Origin of the sequence: Rhizobium sp. 1399, assembly GCF_031455475.1 — a bacterium.
Taxonomy (GTDB): domain Bacteria; phylum Pseudomonadota; class Alphaproteobacteria; order Rhizobiales; family Rhizobiaceae; genus Rhizobium.
In genome coordinates this window covers 558394-574333 of record NZ_JAVDSU010000002.1, presented here as the reverse complement: position 1 = coordinate 574333, position 15940 = coordinate 558394, and the positions used below count along the sequence as shown (strand labels likewise).

The following is a 15940-nucleotide window of genomic DNA, read 5'->3' as shown; positions in this document are numbered from 1 at the left end:
TCTCCATTCATTGAGCGTGGTGGCAGGCGACGGCATGGCCAGCGCCGAACTGGCGGAAGGCCGGATCCTCGGCCCGGCAGATATCGGTGGCAAGCGGACAGCGCGTGTTGAAGCGACAGCCGGACTGTGGATTGTGCGGACTTGGCAGGTCGCCGGTGATCGGGGCGGCTTGCTTGCGGCGCGACGGGTCGGGCACGGCGGCAAGCAGGGCCCGCGTATAGGGATGTTTGGCGCCGCTCCAGAGGTCGGCAGTCGAGGCGCTTTCGACGATGCGCCCGAGATACATGACGAGCACCCGGTCGGCAAAATAACGAACGACGGACAGATCGTGCGAGATGAAAAGATAGGAAAGCGACAGCTCCGTCTTCATCTCGACCAGCAGGTTGAGGATCTGAGCCTGGATTGACAGGTCAAGTGCCGAGACCGGTTCATCGCAGATGACGAGCTCGGGCTGCAAGATCAGCGCCCGGGCAATGCCAATGCGCTGTCGCTGACCGCCGGAAAATTCGTGCGGATAGCGCTCGAGGGAATCGCGCGGCAGGCCGACATGCTCGACCATTCCCGCAGCGATCGCATCACGCTTCCTGCGATCGCCGATGCCGTGCACGGCAAGCGGCGCCGTCAATATCGTGCGGATGGTCTGGCGCGGATTGAGCGAAGCGAAGGGGTCTTGGAAGATCATCTGGATGCTGCGGCGGATCGACTGCAGCTCCCTGTTCGACATGGCCGTAACATCGCGGCCGCGAAAGTGGACCTGCCCGGAAGACGGCGTGACGAGACGCGTCAGTGACTTGCCAAGCGTCGACTTGCCGCAACCGGATTCGCCGACGAGCGCAACCGTCTCGCCCTCGCCGATTTCCAGTGACACGCCGTCGACGGCACGCACCGTGCCGGCGCTGCCTGGATAATGGGTGGAGAGCCTATCGACCGACAGGAGCGACATGAGCGACCTCCGCATGGACTGAAACATAGGGGCAGGCGACTTCGCGGCCCGCCGAGATGGAAAACAGCGTCGGCACCGCCTGGGCGCAGGCGGGACGGGCGACCGGACAGCGCGGGCGGAAGGAGCAGCCCTTCTCGCCGGCGGCCGAGACGATGGAGCCCGGAATTTCGGCAAGCGACCCATCGCGATAATGATAATCAGCCGTCAGCCGCGGCGAGGCAGCCAGGAGGCCGCGCGTATAGGGGTGATAGGGCGTATCAAAGACCGGACCGGGCAGCCCCTCCTCGATCTTGCGGCCGGCATACATGACGACGACGCGATCAGCCCATTGCGCCACGATGCCGAGATCGTGCGTGATCAGGATGACGGCCATGTTCAGCTTGGCGCGCAGATTGTCGAGAAGCTGCAGGACTTGCGCCTGGATGGTCACGTCGAGCGCGGTCGTCGCCTCGTCGGCGATCAGAAGTTTCGGATTGCAGGCAACGGCAATCGCGATCATCACGCGCTGGCGCATGCCGCCCGACAGCTGATGGGGATAGTCATCGATGCGTCTGGCCGGCTCCGGAATACTGACGAGGTCCAGAAGCTCGATCGCCCGGGCACGCGCCTGGCGGCGGCTCAGATCCTCATGGATCCGCAGCACCTCGATGATCTGGTCACCGATCGACAGGACCGGATTGAGCGAGGTCATCGGCTCCTGGAAGATCATCGCGATGTCGCGCCCGCGAATCCGGCGCAGCTGCCGTTCCGACAGCGTCAGCAGACTGCGACCGTCAAACAGGATTTCGCCACCCGGCCGGGCGTGCCGTGGCAGGAGCCCCATCAGGGCAAGGGCTGTCAGCGATTTTCCGGAGCCGGATTCACCAACGATCGCCAGCATCTCTCCCGGATTGGCGTTGAAGCTTACGCCCTTCACCGGCTCTGCGGTCGCAAAGCGGACGAAGAGATCGCGGACTTCGAGAAGATGGCTCATCAGCGTTCCTCCGAAAAGCGCGGATTGAGCGCATCGTTGAGCCCATCACCCAGAAGATTGAGTGCCAGTACGGTAAAGACGATCGCGAGACCCGGCAGGGCTGTCAGGTACCAAGCGGTGCGGATCACGTCCCGGCCGGCACCGATCATCGATCCCCAGGAGACGCGATTGGGATCGCCAAGCCCCATGAAGGACAGCGCCGACTCCATCAGGATGGCGCTTGCGACCATAACCGAGGAGGTGACGATCAGCGGCGGCAGGGCGTTCGGCAGGATTTCGCGGAAGATGATGCGTGCATGGCCGAAGCCGAGGCTTCGAGCGGCCAGCACATAGTCCTTCTCGCGGATGGCGCGGAACTCGGCCCGTGTCAGGCGCGCCACCGTCGGCCAGCTGACGATGGCAATCGCGATCGTGACGGTCGAGGTCGTCGGCTGAGCGATGGCGACCAGGACGACGAGCAAGACGAAGCTCGGGATCGTCTGGAAGATCTCGATGAATTTCACCAGGAGATCATCGACGATCCCGCCGAAATATCCCGCCATCGCGCCGATCGTGATGCCGGCGGAAAGCCCGAGGGCGGTCGCAGCGATACCGACCGTAAGCGAAATGCGCGCCCCGTGGAGGATGCCTGCGAGCACATCGCGTCCCATCGAATCCGTACCGAGCGGATAGGACGGATTTTGGCCCGGCCAGAGGAACGGTCGCGCCACCATCTCCATCGGATCGCCGGGATAAAAGACGGGAGCAAGAAGGGCAGCGAGTGCGGTGGCGATCAGGAACAGGACGCCGAACAATGCGGTGGGATTGGACAGAAAAACCTTGAGCTCACGCCGCAGACCGCGCCAGGCAATACCGGGTACGGCGGCGGCGCGCACGTCGGGCGCATGGATATGCGTCCAGCGCGGCTCGGCGGGTTTCTGGGGCAGCGGCCGCGAGGCGTCGCTGTCGTGCTCGGCCAGATCGATTGCGCTGCCGGCATAGGTATGAAGCTTCTGACTGGTCATCGGCTGGCTCCGATTCTGGGATCAATCCATGCCTGCAGCAGATCGACGGCCGCGTTGGCGACGATCACAAGGAAGGAGGACAAGAGCAAGATGCCGAGCAGCACGGAAAAATCGCGGGCCATCACGGCTTCGAAGGCAAGCCGGCCGAGCCCCGGCCAACTATAGACGGTCTCGACCACGACGGCTCCGCCAAGCATGCCCCCGAAATGCATGCCGGCCATTGTCGTGATCGGGATCAGCGCATTGCGCAGCACGTGACGCGTGGTCAGGAAGAAGGGCGACACGCCCTTGGCGCGGGCGGTGCGGACGAAATCCTGCGACTTGACCTCCAGCATCGCCGCGCGTGTCAGTCGCGCATAGATTGCCAGATAGAAGAGGGAGAGCGAGGTTGCCGGCAACACCATGTAGCGGATCCGGTCGAGGAGCGCCGGAAGCCCGGTCAGCCGCGATCCGATCGTGCTGTCGCCGCCGCTCGGCAGCCAGCCGAGCTTGACCGAGAAAAACAGGATCAGCATCAGGCCGATCCAGAAGCCGGGGATTGAGTAAAACAGCAGCGAGACGACCGAGATCACCCGGTCGGCAAGCCTGCCGGAAAAGCTTGCCATCAGCGCGCCGAGCAGCAGACCAACGGCAATGGCGATCAGCAGCGCGGCCAGCATCAGCGTCAGTGTTCCAGGCAGCCGCTGGCCGATGAGATCGGCAACCGGCATTCCGTAGCGCGGCGAAAAACCGAGGCTGAAATGCGCCAGGTTGTCCAGGTAGTTGGCGAGCTGGACGAGAAGAGGGTTGTCGAGCCCGAAGCGCTGGCGCAGAGCCGCCATTGTTTCCTCCGTGGCCGAACCGGATTCTGCCGCCATCACGTCGGCCGCATCGCCCGGTGCGAGCTTGAGCAGGAAGAAACTCAATATGACGATGCCGAGCATGGTCGGCACGGCCTGAATGACGGTCTTTCTGATCGTGCGGGCGACCCGCTTGAGTGCCGACATGGATTTCCACCTCGCGTCGCCGGAAGAATTCATCGTGCTGCGTTGCGATAGTAGTTGACTAAATCTGTGGGTTTTGTCAAATCCATATTAGTAAATAATTCCAAGAAGAGATCGAATATAGGAGTCTTTTGAAATTATTTAACGTCACTAAGATTTATGTAAGAATTTCCTACCGACGCAGCTCCGGAATTGGGTAAAAAACTCTACGACGGCGCCGAAGTATGGAAAGGCGAACCCAGGACGCCCGGCAACGGGCACGCACAATCATTGAGGGACCGACCATGCCAGCATTTCCTGCCCCGACACGCCGCAATTTCCTTCTTGCTTCCGTTGCGCTCACCGTGGCGTCGGTGACACGCCTGCCGGCCTTTGCGGCCCCGGTGCGTGGCGGCACAGCGACGCTGCTCCTGTCGGCCGAGCCGCCGGTGCTGACGACGATTGCCAACACTGCCTTCAATTCCGTCTACGTCTCACCGAAGGTCATTGAAGGCCTTCTGACCTATGATTTCGAACTGAACCCGCAGCCGCTTCTGGCCAAGGAATGGTCGGTGAGCCCGGATGGGCTGGCCTACACGTTCCACCTGCGCGACAGTGTAAAATGGCATGACGGCCAGGCCTTTACATCGGCCGACGTCGCTTTCTCGATCAAGACGCTGAAGGAGGTTCATCCGCGTGGCCGCAACACGTTCCTCAACCTCGTCGACGTCGAAACGCCGGATCCGCTGACGGCGATCCTGAAACTCTCCAAGCCGGCTCCCTATCTCATCACCGCGCTTGCCTCCTCAGAGGCGCCGATCGTTCCGCGCCATATCTATGAGGGAACGAAGGTCGCCGAAAATCCGGCCAATCTTGCGCCGATCGGCACCGGCCCCTTCAAGTTCAAGGAATGGGTTCGCGGTAGCCACCTCGTCTATGAGCGCAATCCTGAATACTGGGATCAACCGCGTCCCTATCTCGACCAGCTCATCGTCCGCTTCATTCCCGATGCAGCGGCGCGCTCCATCGCGATCGAAACCGGCGAAATCGATCTTGCGCCCTCGACGCCCGTTCCTCTTAGCGACCTTGAACGTCTGAAGGAGGTCCCCGGTATCGCCTTCGAGCAGCGCGGCTATCAGTATGCGAACGGCGTCAGCCGCATCGAGTTCAACCTCGAACGTCCCTTCTTCAAGGACATTCGCGTCCGCCAGGCCTTCGCCCATGTGATCGACCGCAAGGTGATCCTCAACACCATCAACTACGGCTATGGCGCGGCCATTCCCGGTCCGATCAATCCCAATCTTGCCAAATGGTATGATGGCGATCTGAAGACCTATCCGATCGATCTTGCTGCCGCCGAAAAGCTGCTCGACGAGGCCGGCTATCCGCGTGGCAGCGACGGCGTGCGCATCCGCATCAATCTCGACTATGTGCCGAGCGGAGAAACCTATCCGCGCGGTTCGGAATATATCCGCCAGGCGCTCGCCAAGGTCGGTGTCGATGCGACCGTCCGCAGCCAGGACTTCGCCACCTATACCAAACGCATCTATACCGACCGCGATTTCGATTTCGCCTTCGAGGGCATGAGCAACCTCTTCGATCCGACCGTCGGCGTCCAACGTCTCTACTGGAGCAAGAACTTCAAGCCGGGCGTGCCCTTCTCCAACGGCTCCGCCTACAGCAATCCTAAGGTCGATGCGCTTTTGGAGGCTGCGGCGATCGAGGTCGATGCGAAAAAACGTGTCGATCAGTGGCGCGAGATCCAACAAATTCTCGTCGAGGACCTACCGGCGATCGACATAGCCAGCCAGCCGGAGCTGACCATCTACAACAAGCGCATCGCCGACCACACGGTCGGTGGCGAAGGCGTTTCGGGCAGCCTCGCCTACGCCTATGTGGTGGCAGCCTAGGCAGGCAGAAAGAGAAACAGATCCGTCATGTCCATCCAACATCCTCCCGGCTCCATCGTCGGCCTGCCGAAATTTTCCGCCCCCACCGATTTTGCCGAAAGCCCGCTCTCGCAGGCGCTCAAACAGCCGGTACTGCTCGGCCTTTTCCTGCCGATCCAGGCCGGTGGCTGGACGCAATCGACGCTTGAGCGGTCGACCGACTGGCGCTTCGACTACAACAAGGCGCTCACGTTAAGGGCCGAGGAACTCGGCTTCGATCTCGTCTTCGCCCTGTCGCAATGGCTGCCAAAGGGCGGCTATGGCGGCGTCTTCAACGGCCAGGCCCTCGACAGTTTCGTATCAACCGCAGCCCTTGCCGGGCTCACGAAGAAAATCATGCTGATCTCCACCATGCATGTCCTCTACGGTCCCTGGCATCCGCTGCATCTTGCCAAATTCGGCGCCACACTCGACCACATCACCGGCGGCCGTTGGGGCATCAATGTCGTGACCGGCCACCGCGCGGTCGAGCACGAAATGTTCGGCTGGCCGCGCATCGAACATGACAGGCGTTACGAGCTGGCGGCCGAATTCCTCGAGGTCGTGCAGCGCCTCTGGAGCGACACGGAGAACTATTCCTTCGAGGGCGAAAGCAGCTGGAAACTCGGCGGCGGCTTCGTGACGCCGAAGCCCAATTTCGGCCGACCGATCCTCGTCAATGCCACGGGTTCGGATGCCGGCATCGCCTTTGCGGCCCGCTATTCGGACATCGTCTTCATCACCAGCCCGACGGGGGCCGATATCGACAGCGCGCTGCAGTCGCTGCCCGCCCATACCAAGAGGGTCAAGGATGCGGCCAAGGATGTCGGACGCACGGTGCGCACGCTGCTCAATCCGATGGTCATCTGCCGGCCGACAGAAAAAGAGGCCTGGGAGCTTGCCGACAGGATCGTCGCCCATGGCGACCAGCGCTCGCCGCAGGGGTTTTCGTCGCTAAACTCCGACGCCCAGGCCTGGAAAGGCCGCGATCCCCAGGATCCCTACCGCTTCGTCGGCGGCAATATCCGCGTCATCGGCTCGCCTGAAAGCGTGGTCGACCAGTTTCTGAAATTGAAGGCAGCCGGCGTCGACGGTCTGCAGCTCAGCTTCTTCGATTTCCGTGACGACCTCGAATTCTTCGGCAGCGACGTGCTGCCGCTGATGAAGCAGGCCGGCCTGCGCCACTGAGAAAGGGACAACCATGACCAGCAATGCCATTTCCGAAATCTGGTACACGCGCTGCCCGGTGCCGACACCGGTTGGCCTTGCCGCCCAACTCGGCTACCTGGAGGAAGGCTTCCGCAAGGAAGGTGTGACACTTAAATCGATCATCGACTCGCCGGACCGCGCCATCCGCCAGAGCCATTTCAACCATACGCTGGACTGGTCCTTCCGCCATGGCGGCAATGTGCCGCCAATCCGCGCCCGCTCGGAAGGCCGCAAGACCCGGCTCGTCGGCATCACCTGGACCGACGAGTTTCAAGCGATCATCACCCTGCCCCAGACCGGGATCAAACACACCAAGGACCTGAAGGGGCGTCGTTTCGGCATTGCCCGCCGGCCGGAAGGTATCGTCGACTTCATGCGCGCCACGGCCTTGAAAGGTCTGCAGTCGGCCCTTTCACTCGAAGGTCTTGCGCTTGGCGATGTGGAGATCATCGACATCGCACTTGCCGATTCCGTGCTTGCCACCCAGGAGGGACCATCGCTATTCGGTCTAAAGCGTCGTCAGGCCTATGGCGAGGAGATCGCAGCCCTCCTCCGTGCTGAGGTGGATGCGATCTATGTGAAGGGAACGGCCGGCATCAGCGTCGCCAATCTGATCGGTGCCGTTCAGGTCGTTGAATTCGGTTTTCACCCTGACCCGAAGTTCCGCATCAATTCCGGTTCGCCGCGCGTCCTCACTGTGGACGAACTGCTTGCGGACGAGCGACCCGATCTCGTTTACCGGCTCCTGGAGGCGATCTACAAGGCGTCCGACTGGGCCGAAGCCCATCCCGACGAAACCCGCCGCTTCGTTGCGCGCGAGGCAGGCGCCACCGAGGAGCAGGTACTGGCGGCAAACGGGGCGGAGATCCACCGCCATCTCGGCCTCGGCCTGGAGCCCGGGTTGGTCGAAGCGGTCGGCCACTACAAGGATTTCCTGCGCGACTTTGGTTTCCTCGCTGCCGACTTCGATATCGCCGATTGGGTCGACCGCCGTCATATCGACGGCTTTGATGCCCGCGCTGTCGCCTGACAGGAGATAAGCATGCTGCAGGAAACGATCGACCCCATCGACAGAGCACGAGGGCTTGCTAAGGATTTCGCGGTAGACGCTCATCATTTCGACGCGAGCGGCGAATTTCCTTTCGAGAACTTCGCCCGGCTTTACGAGGCAGGCCTGCTCGGCTTGATGACGGCGCCAGAGCACGGCGGCTATGGCGGGGGGCTTGCGGATGCGCAGGCTGTGATCAGCGAGATCGCCCGCGGCGAACCCTCCACGGCGCTGGTGCTCGCCATGCACTACAATAGCCACTACAGCCTGCGGCGGTTCGGAAAATGGCCGAGCCATCTCGCCGAGCGGGTGCTTCTTGCCAACCGGCTCGGCCCGGCCCTGATCAACGCCGCCCAGGCCGAGCCGCGTATCGGCTCTCCGGCCCATGGCGCCTTGCCGGAGACGATTGCAAGGCGGGTCGGCGACAGCTGGCGGATTACCGGTCGCAAGACCTATGTGACCGGCATTCCGATCCTCAAATGGGTATCGCTTCTGGCCCTGACCGACGAGCCCGAGCCACGACTTGCCTCCTTCCTCGTGCCGACCGACAGCCCCGGTTTGACGATCGAGAAGACCTGGAACGCCGCCGGCATGCACGCGACCGCCAGTGACGACATCATTCTTGATGATGTCGCGATCCCCCTCGAAGACGTTATCGAGGCGCAGCCCGCTTCGGAGCCGATAAGGCGGGAGGAGCACGCGACGGCCTTCTTCTTTTCGCTGATCGGCGCCGTCTATCACGGCGTGGCGCTGTCGGCGCGTGACAGGGTGATCTCCTTCTCGGCGCATCATGCGCCTGCAAGCCTCGGCGCACCGATTTCAACCGTGCCCCGCATCCAGGATGGTCTCGGCGAGATCGAGGTTCGCCTGTCGACGAATGCCAGGCTGCTGCGTTCGCTCGGCGAAGACGTCGATGCCGGAAGGCCGGTCGGGATCGACGGCATGGCGGTGCGCCATGTGGTGATCGACAACGCGGTTGCGGTGACAAGCCTGGCGCTCGATCTTGCCGGTAATCCCGGGCTCAACAGGGATTTCGAACTCGAACGTCAGCATCGCGATGCGATCACCGGCCGCTCGCATGCGCCGCAAAACCACATGGTCAGGGTGATCGCCGCCAAAAACGCCCTCGCTCGCCTGGAGGCGGGGCGTATCTGAAATTCGAAATAACAACAAGGCTCGGCCGTCCCCGTAGGGGCGGCCGGTCATGCCGGAGCCATCAGGCATCCGGGCTCAGCCATATCTGGCCGAAGCTGTTGTTGATGCCCTGCGCTCCGGGCGCGAAATTCTTCACCTTTTTACTGGCGACGATTTGCGAGCCTGCGGCGACAAGATCGACCGAGACGACATCCTCGTGAATGATGCGCTGGAACTGGTACCAGAGATCGCGGCGCTTGGCCTCGTCGGGCTCGACGGCTGCAGCTTCGAGCAGCCGGTCAACCTCGGGGTTGGCATAGTGGCTGGCGTTGGAGAAGACGAGGCCGATCTTGAAATTCTTGGACCAGTAGGCGCGCTGGACCCCGAGCGTCGGATCGAACGTGTTAGACAGTGATTCGATCACGAGGTCGAAGGCGCGATCGGTGTAGACAGTCTTCAGGAAGGTCGCGAGGTCGAATTTGAGAATTTCCGCATCGATGCCGACGGCCAAAAGCGACTGGCGGATGAAGTCGGCATAAGAGGGCGGCAGGAAGGAATTGTAGGCAAGACGAAGCTTGAAGCGCACGCCATTTGCACCGCGCGGGTAGCCCGCCTTATCGAGCAGCTTTTCTGCGAGCTTGGGATCCGGTTCACGGGCCTTGATGCTCGGATCATACCATTTCGGCAAGGCGGTGCTGATCGGGCTCGGCGAGACCTGCGCATAGCCGAACAGAGCGATATCGACAAGCTTCTGCAAATCGATGGCATGCGCGATCGCCAGGCGCACGTCGCGCTTGGTCAGGATTTCGTTCTCATAATTGAAGAACAGTTGCTGCTGTGGTCCGGAATAGGCATAGGTCGTCGTATCGACGACCAGGTTGGGATTGGCCTTGAGGCGCTCGATGTCCGACAGGGGCACTGGGTTGGCGCCGATATCGATCTCGCCGGTCTCGAGCGCGGCAGCGCGAGCGGACGGATCGAGGATGACACGCAGGATGACACGATCGAGATAGGGCTTTCCCGCATCCCAGTAATTCGGATTGCGCTCGAAGATCAGGTGGCTGCCGGGAACCCATTCCTTCAGAAGAAACGGGCCGGTTCCGATCGTCTGGGCAAGCTTGGGCTGCTCTTGTGGTTTGAAGGTTTCGTAGACATGTTTCGGAACGATCGGCGATTCCGAACTGGAGAGCGCCGTAATGAGATAGGGCGCGGGTTTGGTGAGCACGACGATTGCTGTGTGCGGATCGGGCGTCTCGACGGCCGTGACGTTCTGATAGGTGATCCGGCCGCGCGGATGGGCTTCCTTAAGCCGGAAAATGGTGAAGGCGACGTCGGCCGATGTGAAGTCGGCGCCGTCATGCCATTTGACCCCCTCGCGCAGCTTGAACGTATAGCGCAACTGATCCTCGCTGACCGACCACTCGGTCGCAAGAAGCGGGATGGGATTAAGATCGTAGTCGAAGTCGAACAGGCCCTCGTTGATCTTGGGCCCGATGGCCTGGCCGGTGCCTGAGGATGTATTGATGGCGATCAGTGCGCTCGGATCGGGATAATAGGCCCAGTTGAGCGTGCCGCCTCTGACTGGCGTCTCGCTTGCGGCGCCGGCAACCTGGGGACCGGCGGCACCAAATGCAAGGCCGGCGGCGCCTGCGAGGAGGAACTGATTGAATTGACGGCGATTGATCGACATGGTCGGCTCCAAAGGCGGCGACGCTCAAGAAAGCGCTGACGGAGCCCCATGCCCCGCTGTCGGAATGATCCCTTTGCGGCCGGCCGAAGCAAAGGCAGATTTTCTATCGCGGCGGAGAAGAAAAGCTTGTCGCGCAGGCATCGCGTCCGCTGCAACAGGCAGCGGACGGCGCTCGACGTTGCCAATGGTGAAAGATGGGATCTAGCGAAGGACGTGGCCCAATAGCCGACGCGCATTGCCACCGGCAACCAGAGACCGTGCTTGCGCGTCAAGACCTGCCGCTGCCAGGTTTTGCGCCAGCATTTGCCGGGAAAGGGCGGGAAGGATGGGCCAGTCCGTTCCAGCAACAACACGCTCGGCGCCGAAGAACTGCACCAGAATGGCGATGATCGACGGATCGTCGCCCATCGTGTCGAAGTAGACATTCGGCCGATGCCCGGCAGCGCGGTTTTGTTGGGAGTAGCGGCCACCACGCGCCGCCTGCACGACCGCGCCCAAGCCAAGGGTTGCGAAGACGAAGTTGAGATCCGGGAACTCGTCCAGCACGCCGTTTTCCAGCAGGGACAGAAAGGCAACGCCGTTCATCAGCCCGCGGCCCAGCGAATTGCCGAGCTTGCCGGCACCGGCAATAAGGACGCCGGCTTGCGGCGCATTGACCGGATGCACGAAAACCGGCTTGCCGAAACGAGCTGCGACGGCGAGCGTAGGGCGGGCGACCGGATCACCGATGAACTTGCCATCACGATAGGAATCGACGACGAGGCCGGCCAGTCCAAGTTCGCCGAGCGCCCTCTCTGCCTCCCGGGCGGCCACCTCGCCGGAAAAGGGATCGATGGTCGCCAGTGCGGCCAGGCGGTCGGGCTGGGTCTTGACGAGCCCGGCAAGCCAGTCGTTCACCTCGACGATCACATGAGGATCGGCAGGCTTCTCCATACCGAACAGGCTCTCGACGGTCGTGCTCAAAACAGCAAGCGAGACACCAGCCGAGGAAAACTCGTCGATCAGGGAAGCCGGGTCGACAATCTTCTTCCGGACAGTGTCGGGAAGCCCGGCGGATATGCGTTTGCTGCCATCAGCACCCCATTCGAGGGGCCAGAGATGTGTGTGAATGTCGACGATATCCAGTTCGTGGCTCATCTGCTGACGCTTTCCTTCGAATAACGATTGTCGTTGGTGGTCTCGTGTCCCGCGCCAGGCGGGTCTCATCGGTGATGGATCTCAGAGCCAAGGCACCGAGCCAAACACCACGCCGGTGACGCTGAAGCTTTTTTGGAAGTGGGGAGCGGTCTTGCGCAGCTACGCGGCCTCAAGCCCGTGAATACGCCTGATTTCCTCGGCGACCAGTGCCTGGAGCCGCCATAGATTTCGATCGCGGATGCCCTTCTCTTCGAGATGCTTGACGGTGAGATAGAGATATTCGGCACAGGACCCCATATGCCCGCAGGCCCTGGCCAGAACCTCGGCGACGCTTTCCAGAGGCAGCCCGCGCAGAACGCGCTTGCCTTTCGGTCCGGCCCAGAACACTAAGGCGCGCAAAGGTCCCTGTGGCGTTTCGATCGGAACCCATCGGATGAAGGAGGAGTCGGTGATCGTGCCAATCTCCCTGCGGATCATGCGACGGATCTGCCCCATGCGGTCTTCTTCCGAGAGCCTGTAGGCGACGCCGTTGCATTGCCCGCCCTGATCGAGCGCCATCATCAGACCGGGCACGGCATCGGTCGCCCGCCACCGCGTCATCTGCAGGCAAAAGGACCTGTGCCAGCCGCGGGCACGGGCGTGCTGCCATTCCACCGCGTCGAAGTCCGGCTTCCAGATCAGCGAGCCATAAGCAAAAACCCATAGCGGCCGGCCCACGGCGTCACGGTACAGTCTCTCCGAAAGGACCTGAAGTTCCCCGTCGCTTAGCGGAACACGATTGGGATCCGGTCCGGGGTCAGCTTCCAGCCTCAGGCTGAGTGAAACGAGATCGGCCGTCAGCGCCATCGTACGCAAGTCTGCGGGATGGTTCTTTTCTTCCGAGGCGGCCTCATGGATCGGTGAGGCTTTCGACAAGAACGCCTGCATCCTAGTGGACCGTGAACTGGCTGAAATAGGCCTGTCGATCACGCACTGCCCGGATCAGCAAGGCGGCCTCGCGCATGATCGCATTGAAGGTCGCATCGTCGGCCGATGCGATGCCGTCCGACATAGTCTGGAGAATTCCGATCAGGCGCCCGATGGATTCCTGCGATACCCCATTCTGGCCTTCCAGCCCTTCGGCGAGAGCGGCGAGCGTTCTCACAATCTCGTCAATGATCTGACGGCGGCGCGCCTGGCTTGCCGGCGGATCGCCAGCCCCGGCTAACGCCGTTTCTTCCAAGTCCCTGTCCATCAGGGCTCGCCGCTTCATCGTCGTCGATCAAATCAGTCCGAGGACGAGCGCCAGAATGAAGGCAAACGATCCGGCGGCCGCAACCTGATGGAGGCGCAGACAGACGGGAGAGAGCCAGTCGGCGCGACGTCGCGGCAAGAAGCGCTGATGATTGTCGACAATTGCCATTGTCGCCTCCGTTAATACCAGATTGGAGCTGCCGCTCGCCAAAAGGAAAGCTCGTATTCCAGTGCCGTCTGGCGGTCTTCACCCTCGAGACCGGGCGATCCGACCTTTTGTCCGTGCACTCGCCGGTGAGAAAGCCGGGTAATTCTCGCAGCGAGCTGGGCAAGCATGCCTCGTGTCATAGCGAACCTCCTCGATCGGTCGGTTGTTACGGAGACAATTCGGTTCGCCTGGCGCTCGAAAGCAGGTCGCGAGGCGACGCCATCTTTCCGAACAGTTTCAGCAGGCGATTCTCTTCAGACTTCGCCAGCCGGTAGCGCCGCGAGAAGTCGAAGACGCTCCATAATTCCTCGCTCGTTGGCTCAGACTCGGTCTTTTCCTGCAATCTCTGGTGCATGGCCGCCTCCTATTCTGCGGCATACAGCGCCGGGCGAGAGCCTGGGAAGAAAGCGTCGATCTCGCTTATGACCTCGTCTATGCGCTTGGAAAGCTGTTCGGAGGAAACGGCGTAGTCGGCAAAATCCCGATCGGACGCATAGATCGCAGTCGGAAGGGTATGAGACATGAAGAAGCCGAACAACGGGCGCAGTTGATGTTCGACCATCAGTGCGTGCCGGTCGCCGCCGCCCGTTGCGGTGATGATGATCGGCTTTGCCCGCAGCTCGTGCGGATCAATCAGATCGATCAGATGTTTGAAGAGACCTGGATAGGAACCCTTGTAGGTGGGGGAGCCGACGATCAGCAAATCCGCGCTGACGATCTCGGAGATCACGGCCTCGGCCTGTCCGTCAAGATCTCTGCGCCAGCTGGCGTCTCCAAGGAAGGTCCGACATCAAGCATGTCGTAAACCTTGCTGGTGAAACCATGTTTGTCGCTAGCGATGCCGGCGATATGGCTCACGAGCGCCAGCGTCTTGGACGGACGGTTGAAGCTGCCTGCGATTCCAACGAGTTTGAGAGCGGCCATCGGCTTTCCTTTCGTTGAAATCACTATTGTCTATAAAAAAACTAGATTAAAGAAACGGCAGTTTATGATCGGCGCAATGCGCGAAAAAAATGCCTCTTTCTCCGGCAGCTTGAACGGGCTTCATCGCATCGTTCCATCTGCGGCCGTGCCGCGTTGAGCGATCGATGCTTATGTTTCAAGAGCCGATGCGGGCTGCGACGGGAACCGCAAGCGCGCTCGCGTCACCAGCCCGCGCAGGATCCTGCGGATAGGGCAGCCCATAGCGGTCACGAACCGTCTTGCCTTCATATTCCCGCCGATAGACGCCGCGATCCTGCAGGATTGGAATGACTTTATCGACGAATTCCTCGATATCGTCGGGCGCGCGTGGTGGCTGGAGTGTGTATCCATCCACGGTAGCGTCCGCCCAGAGATCGATGATGTCGTCAGCCACGGCCTCCGGCGTCCCGAGCAGGAGGCGATGATGGCCCTCCGACCTGCGCACCGCTTGTCTCGCGGTCAGCTTCTCATGCGTCAGAAGGTCAGACAGACCAAGTCCCATGCCCACGGCCTGCAGGCGATTGGGATCAGGGATGAACCGTTCCGCATCCAGCACGGCGTCGGGATCGAAACCGTCTGGGTCGATGCCGTTCTCCTTGACGAACCGCGCCAGCAGTCCGTCTTCCGACCCCGTGCCGCTGTAAAGTTCGTGCTTGCGCAGCGCTTCCTCGCGGCTTTCGCCGAGGATGACGACAAGACCGGGCACGATGCGGATACCCGACGGATCGCGACCGATTGCGACGGCGCGATCCCTCACCTTCGCGCCGAAAGCCCGGCCCGCGCCGCGCGATAGGATGTTGCAATAGATGATTTCACCGTGACGCGCGGCAAGTTCGATACCCCCCTCGGATGCACCGGCCTGGGCGATGACGGGATGTCCCTGCGGCCCTTTCGGCACGTTGAGCGGCCCTCTGACCGAAAAGTAGGCGCCCTGGTGATCGATCGTATGCGAACTTCCCGCGTCCCAGAAACGGTTTTCAGGCACCTCGCCCTCGCGCGCCGGGTCCCAGCTCGCCCAGAGCTCCTTGGCGACATCAAGGAATTCGGAGGCTTTGGCGTAGCGCTCGCTGCGCGCAGGCAGCGGCTCGGAACCGAAATTGGCGGCGACATTCGGGTTGAAGGAGGACACGACGTTCACGATCAGCCGGCCGTCCGAGATGATATCGGTCGACTGCACCCGCCGGGCAAAATTGAACGGCGAATTATAGGTCGAGGACATCGTCACGACGAAACCGATATCCGGCACCTGTGCCGAAAGGGCGGTGCAGAGGATCAGCGGATCGATCGTATGAAAGGGCCGGCTCGCGGGATCGGTCATCAGCGCCGGATGATCGGAAAAGAAGACCGCATCGAAGCGCCCCTTGTGCGCAAGCTCGGTCAACCGACGGTAATAATCCGGGTCGTTGATGTCGTGCCGGCTGCCGCTCCTGTATTTCCAGGCATTGGCAAGATAGCCGGTGGTGTTGATGCCGACGTTAAGATTGAGTTTGCGGGCCGGTGTCGTCATT

15 protein-coding genes and 1 pseudogene are annotated in these 15940 nt (G+C 61.6%); 4 read left to right on the top strand and 12 right to left on the bottom strand.

Annotated elements, in window-relative coordinates:
• Positions 1-7: 7 nt before the first annotated feature.
• The 4 genes from J2X71_RS08775 to J2X71_RS08760 are packed head-to-tail and all read right to left on the bottom strand — an operon-like array spanning position 8 to position 3906.
• Entirely contained in the window at positions 8-943 is a 936-nt protein-coding gene (locus J2X71_RS08775) for an oligopeptide/dipeptide ABC transporter ATP-binding protein (RefSeq protein ID WP_310381314.1), read from the bottom strand.
• On the bottom strand, positions 921-1916 hold the full coding sequence (locus J2X71_RS08770) for an ABC transporter ATP-binding protein (RefSeq protein ID WP_310381311.1): 996 nt from the start codon (positions 1914-1916) through the stop codon (positions 921-923). The genes J2X71_RS08775 and J2X71_RS08770 overlap by 23 nt, the downstream gene beginning before the upstream one ends.
• Positions 1916-2920 (bottom strand): ABC transporter permease, encoded by a 1005-nt coding sequence (locus J2X71_RS08765; protein ID WP_310381308.1) that lies wholly within the window; start codon positions 2918-2920, stop codon positions 1916-1918. Before J2X71_RS08765 ends, J2X71_RS08770 begins: the two co-directional genes overlap by 1 nt.
• Positions 2917-3906: an ABC transporter permease gene (locus tag J2X71_RS08760; RefSeq protein ID WP_113320712.1), complete on the bottom strand. Its 990-nt coding sequence runs from the start codon at positions 3904-3906 to the stop codon at positions 2917-2919. Before J2X71_RS08760 ends, J2X71_RS08765 begins: the two co-directional genes overlap by 4 nt.
• A 281-nt stretch (positions 3907-4187) precedes the next feature.
• On the opposite strand from J2X71_RS08760, the gene J2X71_RS08755 reads away from it, so the two are divergent.
• From J2X71_RS08755 to J2X71_RS08740, 4 genes are read left to right on the top strand one after another with little or no spacing between them, the layout of a single operon-like run.
• The gene (locus J2X71_RS08755) at positions 4188-5792 is read left to right on the top strand and encodes an ABC transporter substrate-binding protein (protein ID WP_310381304.1); all 1605 of its coding nucleotides are present in this window, start codon (positions 4188-4190) and stop codon (positions 5790-5792) included.
• A gap of 27 nt (positions 5793-5819) precedes the next feature.
• Positions 5820-6998: an LLM class flavin-dependent oxidoreductase gene (locus tag J2X71_RS08750; RefSeq protein ID WP_310381301.1), complete on the top strand. Its 1179-nt coding sequence runs from the start codon at positions 5820-5822 to the stop codon at positions 6996-6998.
• A 13-nt stretch (positions 6999-7011) separates the two neighbouring features.
• Positions 7012-8049: an ABC transporter substrate-binding protein gene (locus tag J2X71_RS08745; RefSeq protein ID WP_310381298.1), complete on the top strand. Its 1038-nt coding sequence runs from the start codon at positions 7012-7014 to the stop codon at positions 8047-8049.
• Between the two features lie 12 nt (positions 8050-8061).
• Positions 8062-9222 (top strand): acyl-CoA dehydrogenase family protein, encoded by a 1161-nt coding sequence (locus tag J2X71_RS08740; RefSeq protein WP_310381296.1) that lies wholly within the window; start codon positions 8062-8064, stop codon positions 9220-9222.
• 61 nt (positions 9223-9283) lie between these two features.
• On the opposite strand, the gene J2X71_RS08735 is transcribed toward J2X71_RS08740, so the two are convergent.
• The 8 genes and pseudogenes from J2X71_RS08735 to J2X71_RS08700 all read right to left on the bottom strand — a co-directional run bounded on the left by J2X71_RS08735 (position 9284) and on the right by J2X71_RS08700 (position 15939).
• Positions 9284-10891 (bottom strand): ABC transporter substrate-binding protein, encoded by a 1608-nt coding sequence (locus J2X71_RS08735; protein ID WP_310381293.1) that lies wholly within the window; start codon positions 10889-10891, stop codon positions 9284-9286.
• A 201-nt stretch (positions 10892-11092) separates the two neighbouring features.
• Positions 11093-12028: an amidohydrolase family protein gene (locus J2X71_RS08730; RefSeq protein ID WP_310381291.1), complete on the bottom strand. Its 936-nt coding sequence runs from the start codon at positions 12026-12028 to the stop codon at positions 11093-11095.
• A 159-nt stretch (positions 12029-12187) separates the two neighbouring features.
• Complete coding sequence (locus J2X71_RS08725; protein WP_310382173.1) at positions 12188-12874, bottom strand: gamma-glutamylcyclotransferase; 687 nt, start codon at positions 12872-12874, stop codon at positions 12188-12190.
• 82 nt (positions 12875-12956) lie between these two features.
• On the bottom strand, positions 12957-13262 hold the full coding sequence (locus tag J2X71_RS08720) for a hypothetical protein (RefSeq protein ID WP_310381288.1): 306 nt from the start codon (positions 13260-13262) through the stop codon (positions 12957-12959).
• A 27-nt stretch (positions 13263-13289) separates the two neighbouring features.
• Complete coding sequence (locus J2X71_RS08715) at positions 13290-13430, bottom strand: hypothetical protein (protein WP_310381287.1); 141 nt, start codon at positions 13428-13430, stop codon at positions 13290-13292.
• A gap of 205 nt (positions 13431-13635) precedes the next feature.
• A complete protein-coding gene (locus tag J2X71_RS08710) occupies positions 13636-13824 on the bottom strand; it encodes a hypothetical protein (RefSeq protein WP_113323913.1) in 189 nt (62 codons plus the stop codon).
• Between the two features lie 9 nt (positions 13825-13833).
• A pseudogene (msuE, locus tag J2X71_RS08705) lies at positions 13834-14393 on the bottom strand (FMN reductase).
• Positions 14394-14568: 175 nt separating this feature from the next.
• Complete coding sequence (locus J2X71_RS08700; protein ID WP_310381283.1) at positions 14569-15939, bottom strand: NtaA/DmoA family FMN-dependent monooxygenase; 1371 nt, start codon at positions 15937-15939, stop codon at positions 14569-14571.
• Position 15940 lies beyond the last annotated feature (1 nt).

Bases quoted from the DNA above. Each gene is read 5' to 3' on its own strand.
- J2X71_RS08700 (WP_310381283.1), bottom strand. From the start codon at position 15,939: ATGACGACACCGGCCCGCAAACTCAATCTTAACGTCGGCATCAACACC.
- J2X71_RS08750 (WP_310381301.1), top strand. From the start codon at position 5,820: ATGTCCATCCAACATCCTCCCGGCTCCATCGTCGGCCTGCCGAAATTT.
- J2X71_RS08710 (WP_113323913.1), bottom strand. From the start codon at position 13,824: ATGCACCAGAGATTGCAGGAAAAGACCGAGTCTGAGCCAACGAGCGAG.
- J2X71_RS08725 (WP_310382173.1), bottom strand. From the start codon at position 12,874: ATGGCGCTGACGGCCGATCTCGTTTCACTCAGCCTGAGGCTGGAAGCT.
- J2X71_RS08755 (WP_310381304.1), top strand. From the start codon at position 4,188: ATGCCAGCATTTCCTGCCCCGACACGCCGCAATTTCCTTCTTGCTTCC.
- J2X71_RS08740 (WP_310381296.1), top strand. From the start codon at position 8,062: ATGCTGCAGGAAACGATCGACCCCATCGACAGAGCACGAGGGCTTGCT.
- J2X71_RS08730 (WP_310381291.1), bottom strand. From the start codon at position 12,028: ATGAGCCACGAACTGGATATCGTCGACATTCACACACATCTCTGGCCC.
- J2X71_RS08715 (WP_310381287.1), bottom strand. From the start codon at position 13,430: ATGGCAATTGTCGACAATCATCAGCGCTTCTTGCCGCGACGTCGCGCC.
- J2X71_RS08765 (WP_310381308.1), bottom strand. From the start codon at position 2,920: ATGACCAGTCAGAAGCTTCATACCTATGCCGGCAGCGCAATCGATCTG.
- J2X71_RS08735 (WP_310381293.1), bottom strand. From the start codon at position 10,891: ATGTCGATCAATCGCCGTCAATTCAATCAGTTCCTCCTCGCAGGCGCC.
- J2X71_RS08775 (WP_310381314.1), bottom strand. From the start codon at position 943: ATGTCGCTCCTGTCGGTCGATAGGCTCTCCACCCATTATCCAGGCAGC.
- J2X71_RS08760 (WP_113320712.1), bottom strand. From the start codon at position 3,906: ATGTCGGCACTCAAGCGGGTCGCCCGCACGATCAGAAAGACCGTCATT.
- J2X71_RS08770 (WP_310381311.1), bottom strand. From the start codon at position 1,916: ATGAGCCATCTTCTCGAAGTCCGCGATCTCTTCGTCCGCTTTGCGACC.
- J2X71_RS08745 (WP_310381298.1), top strand. From the start codon at position 7,012: ATGACCAGCAATGCCATTTCCGAAATCTGGTACACGCGCTGCCCGGTG.
- J2X71_RS08720 (WP_310381288.1), bottom strand. From the start codon at position 13,262: ATGGACAGGGACTTGGAAGAAACGGCGTTAGCCGGGGCTGGCGATCCG.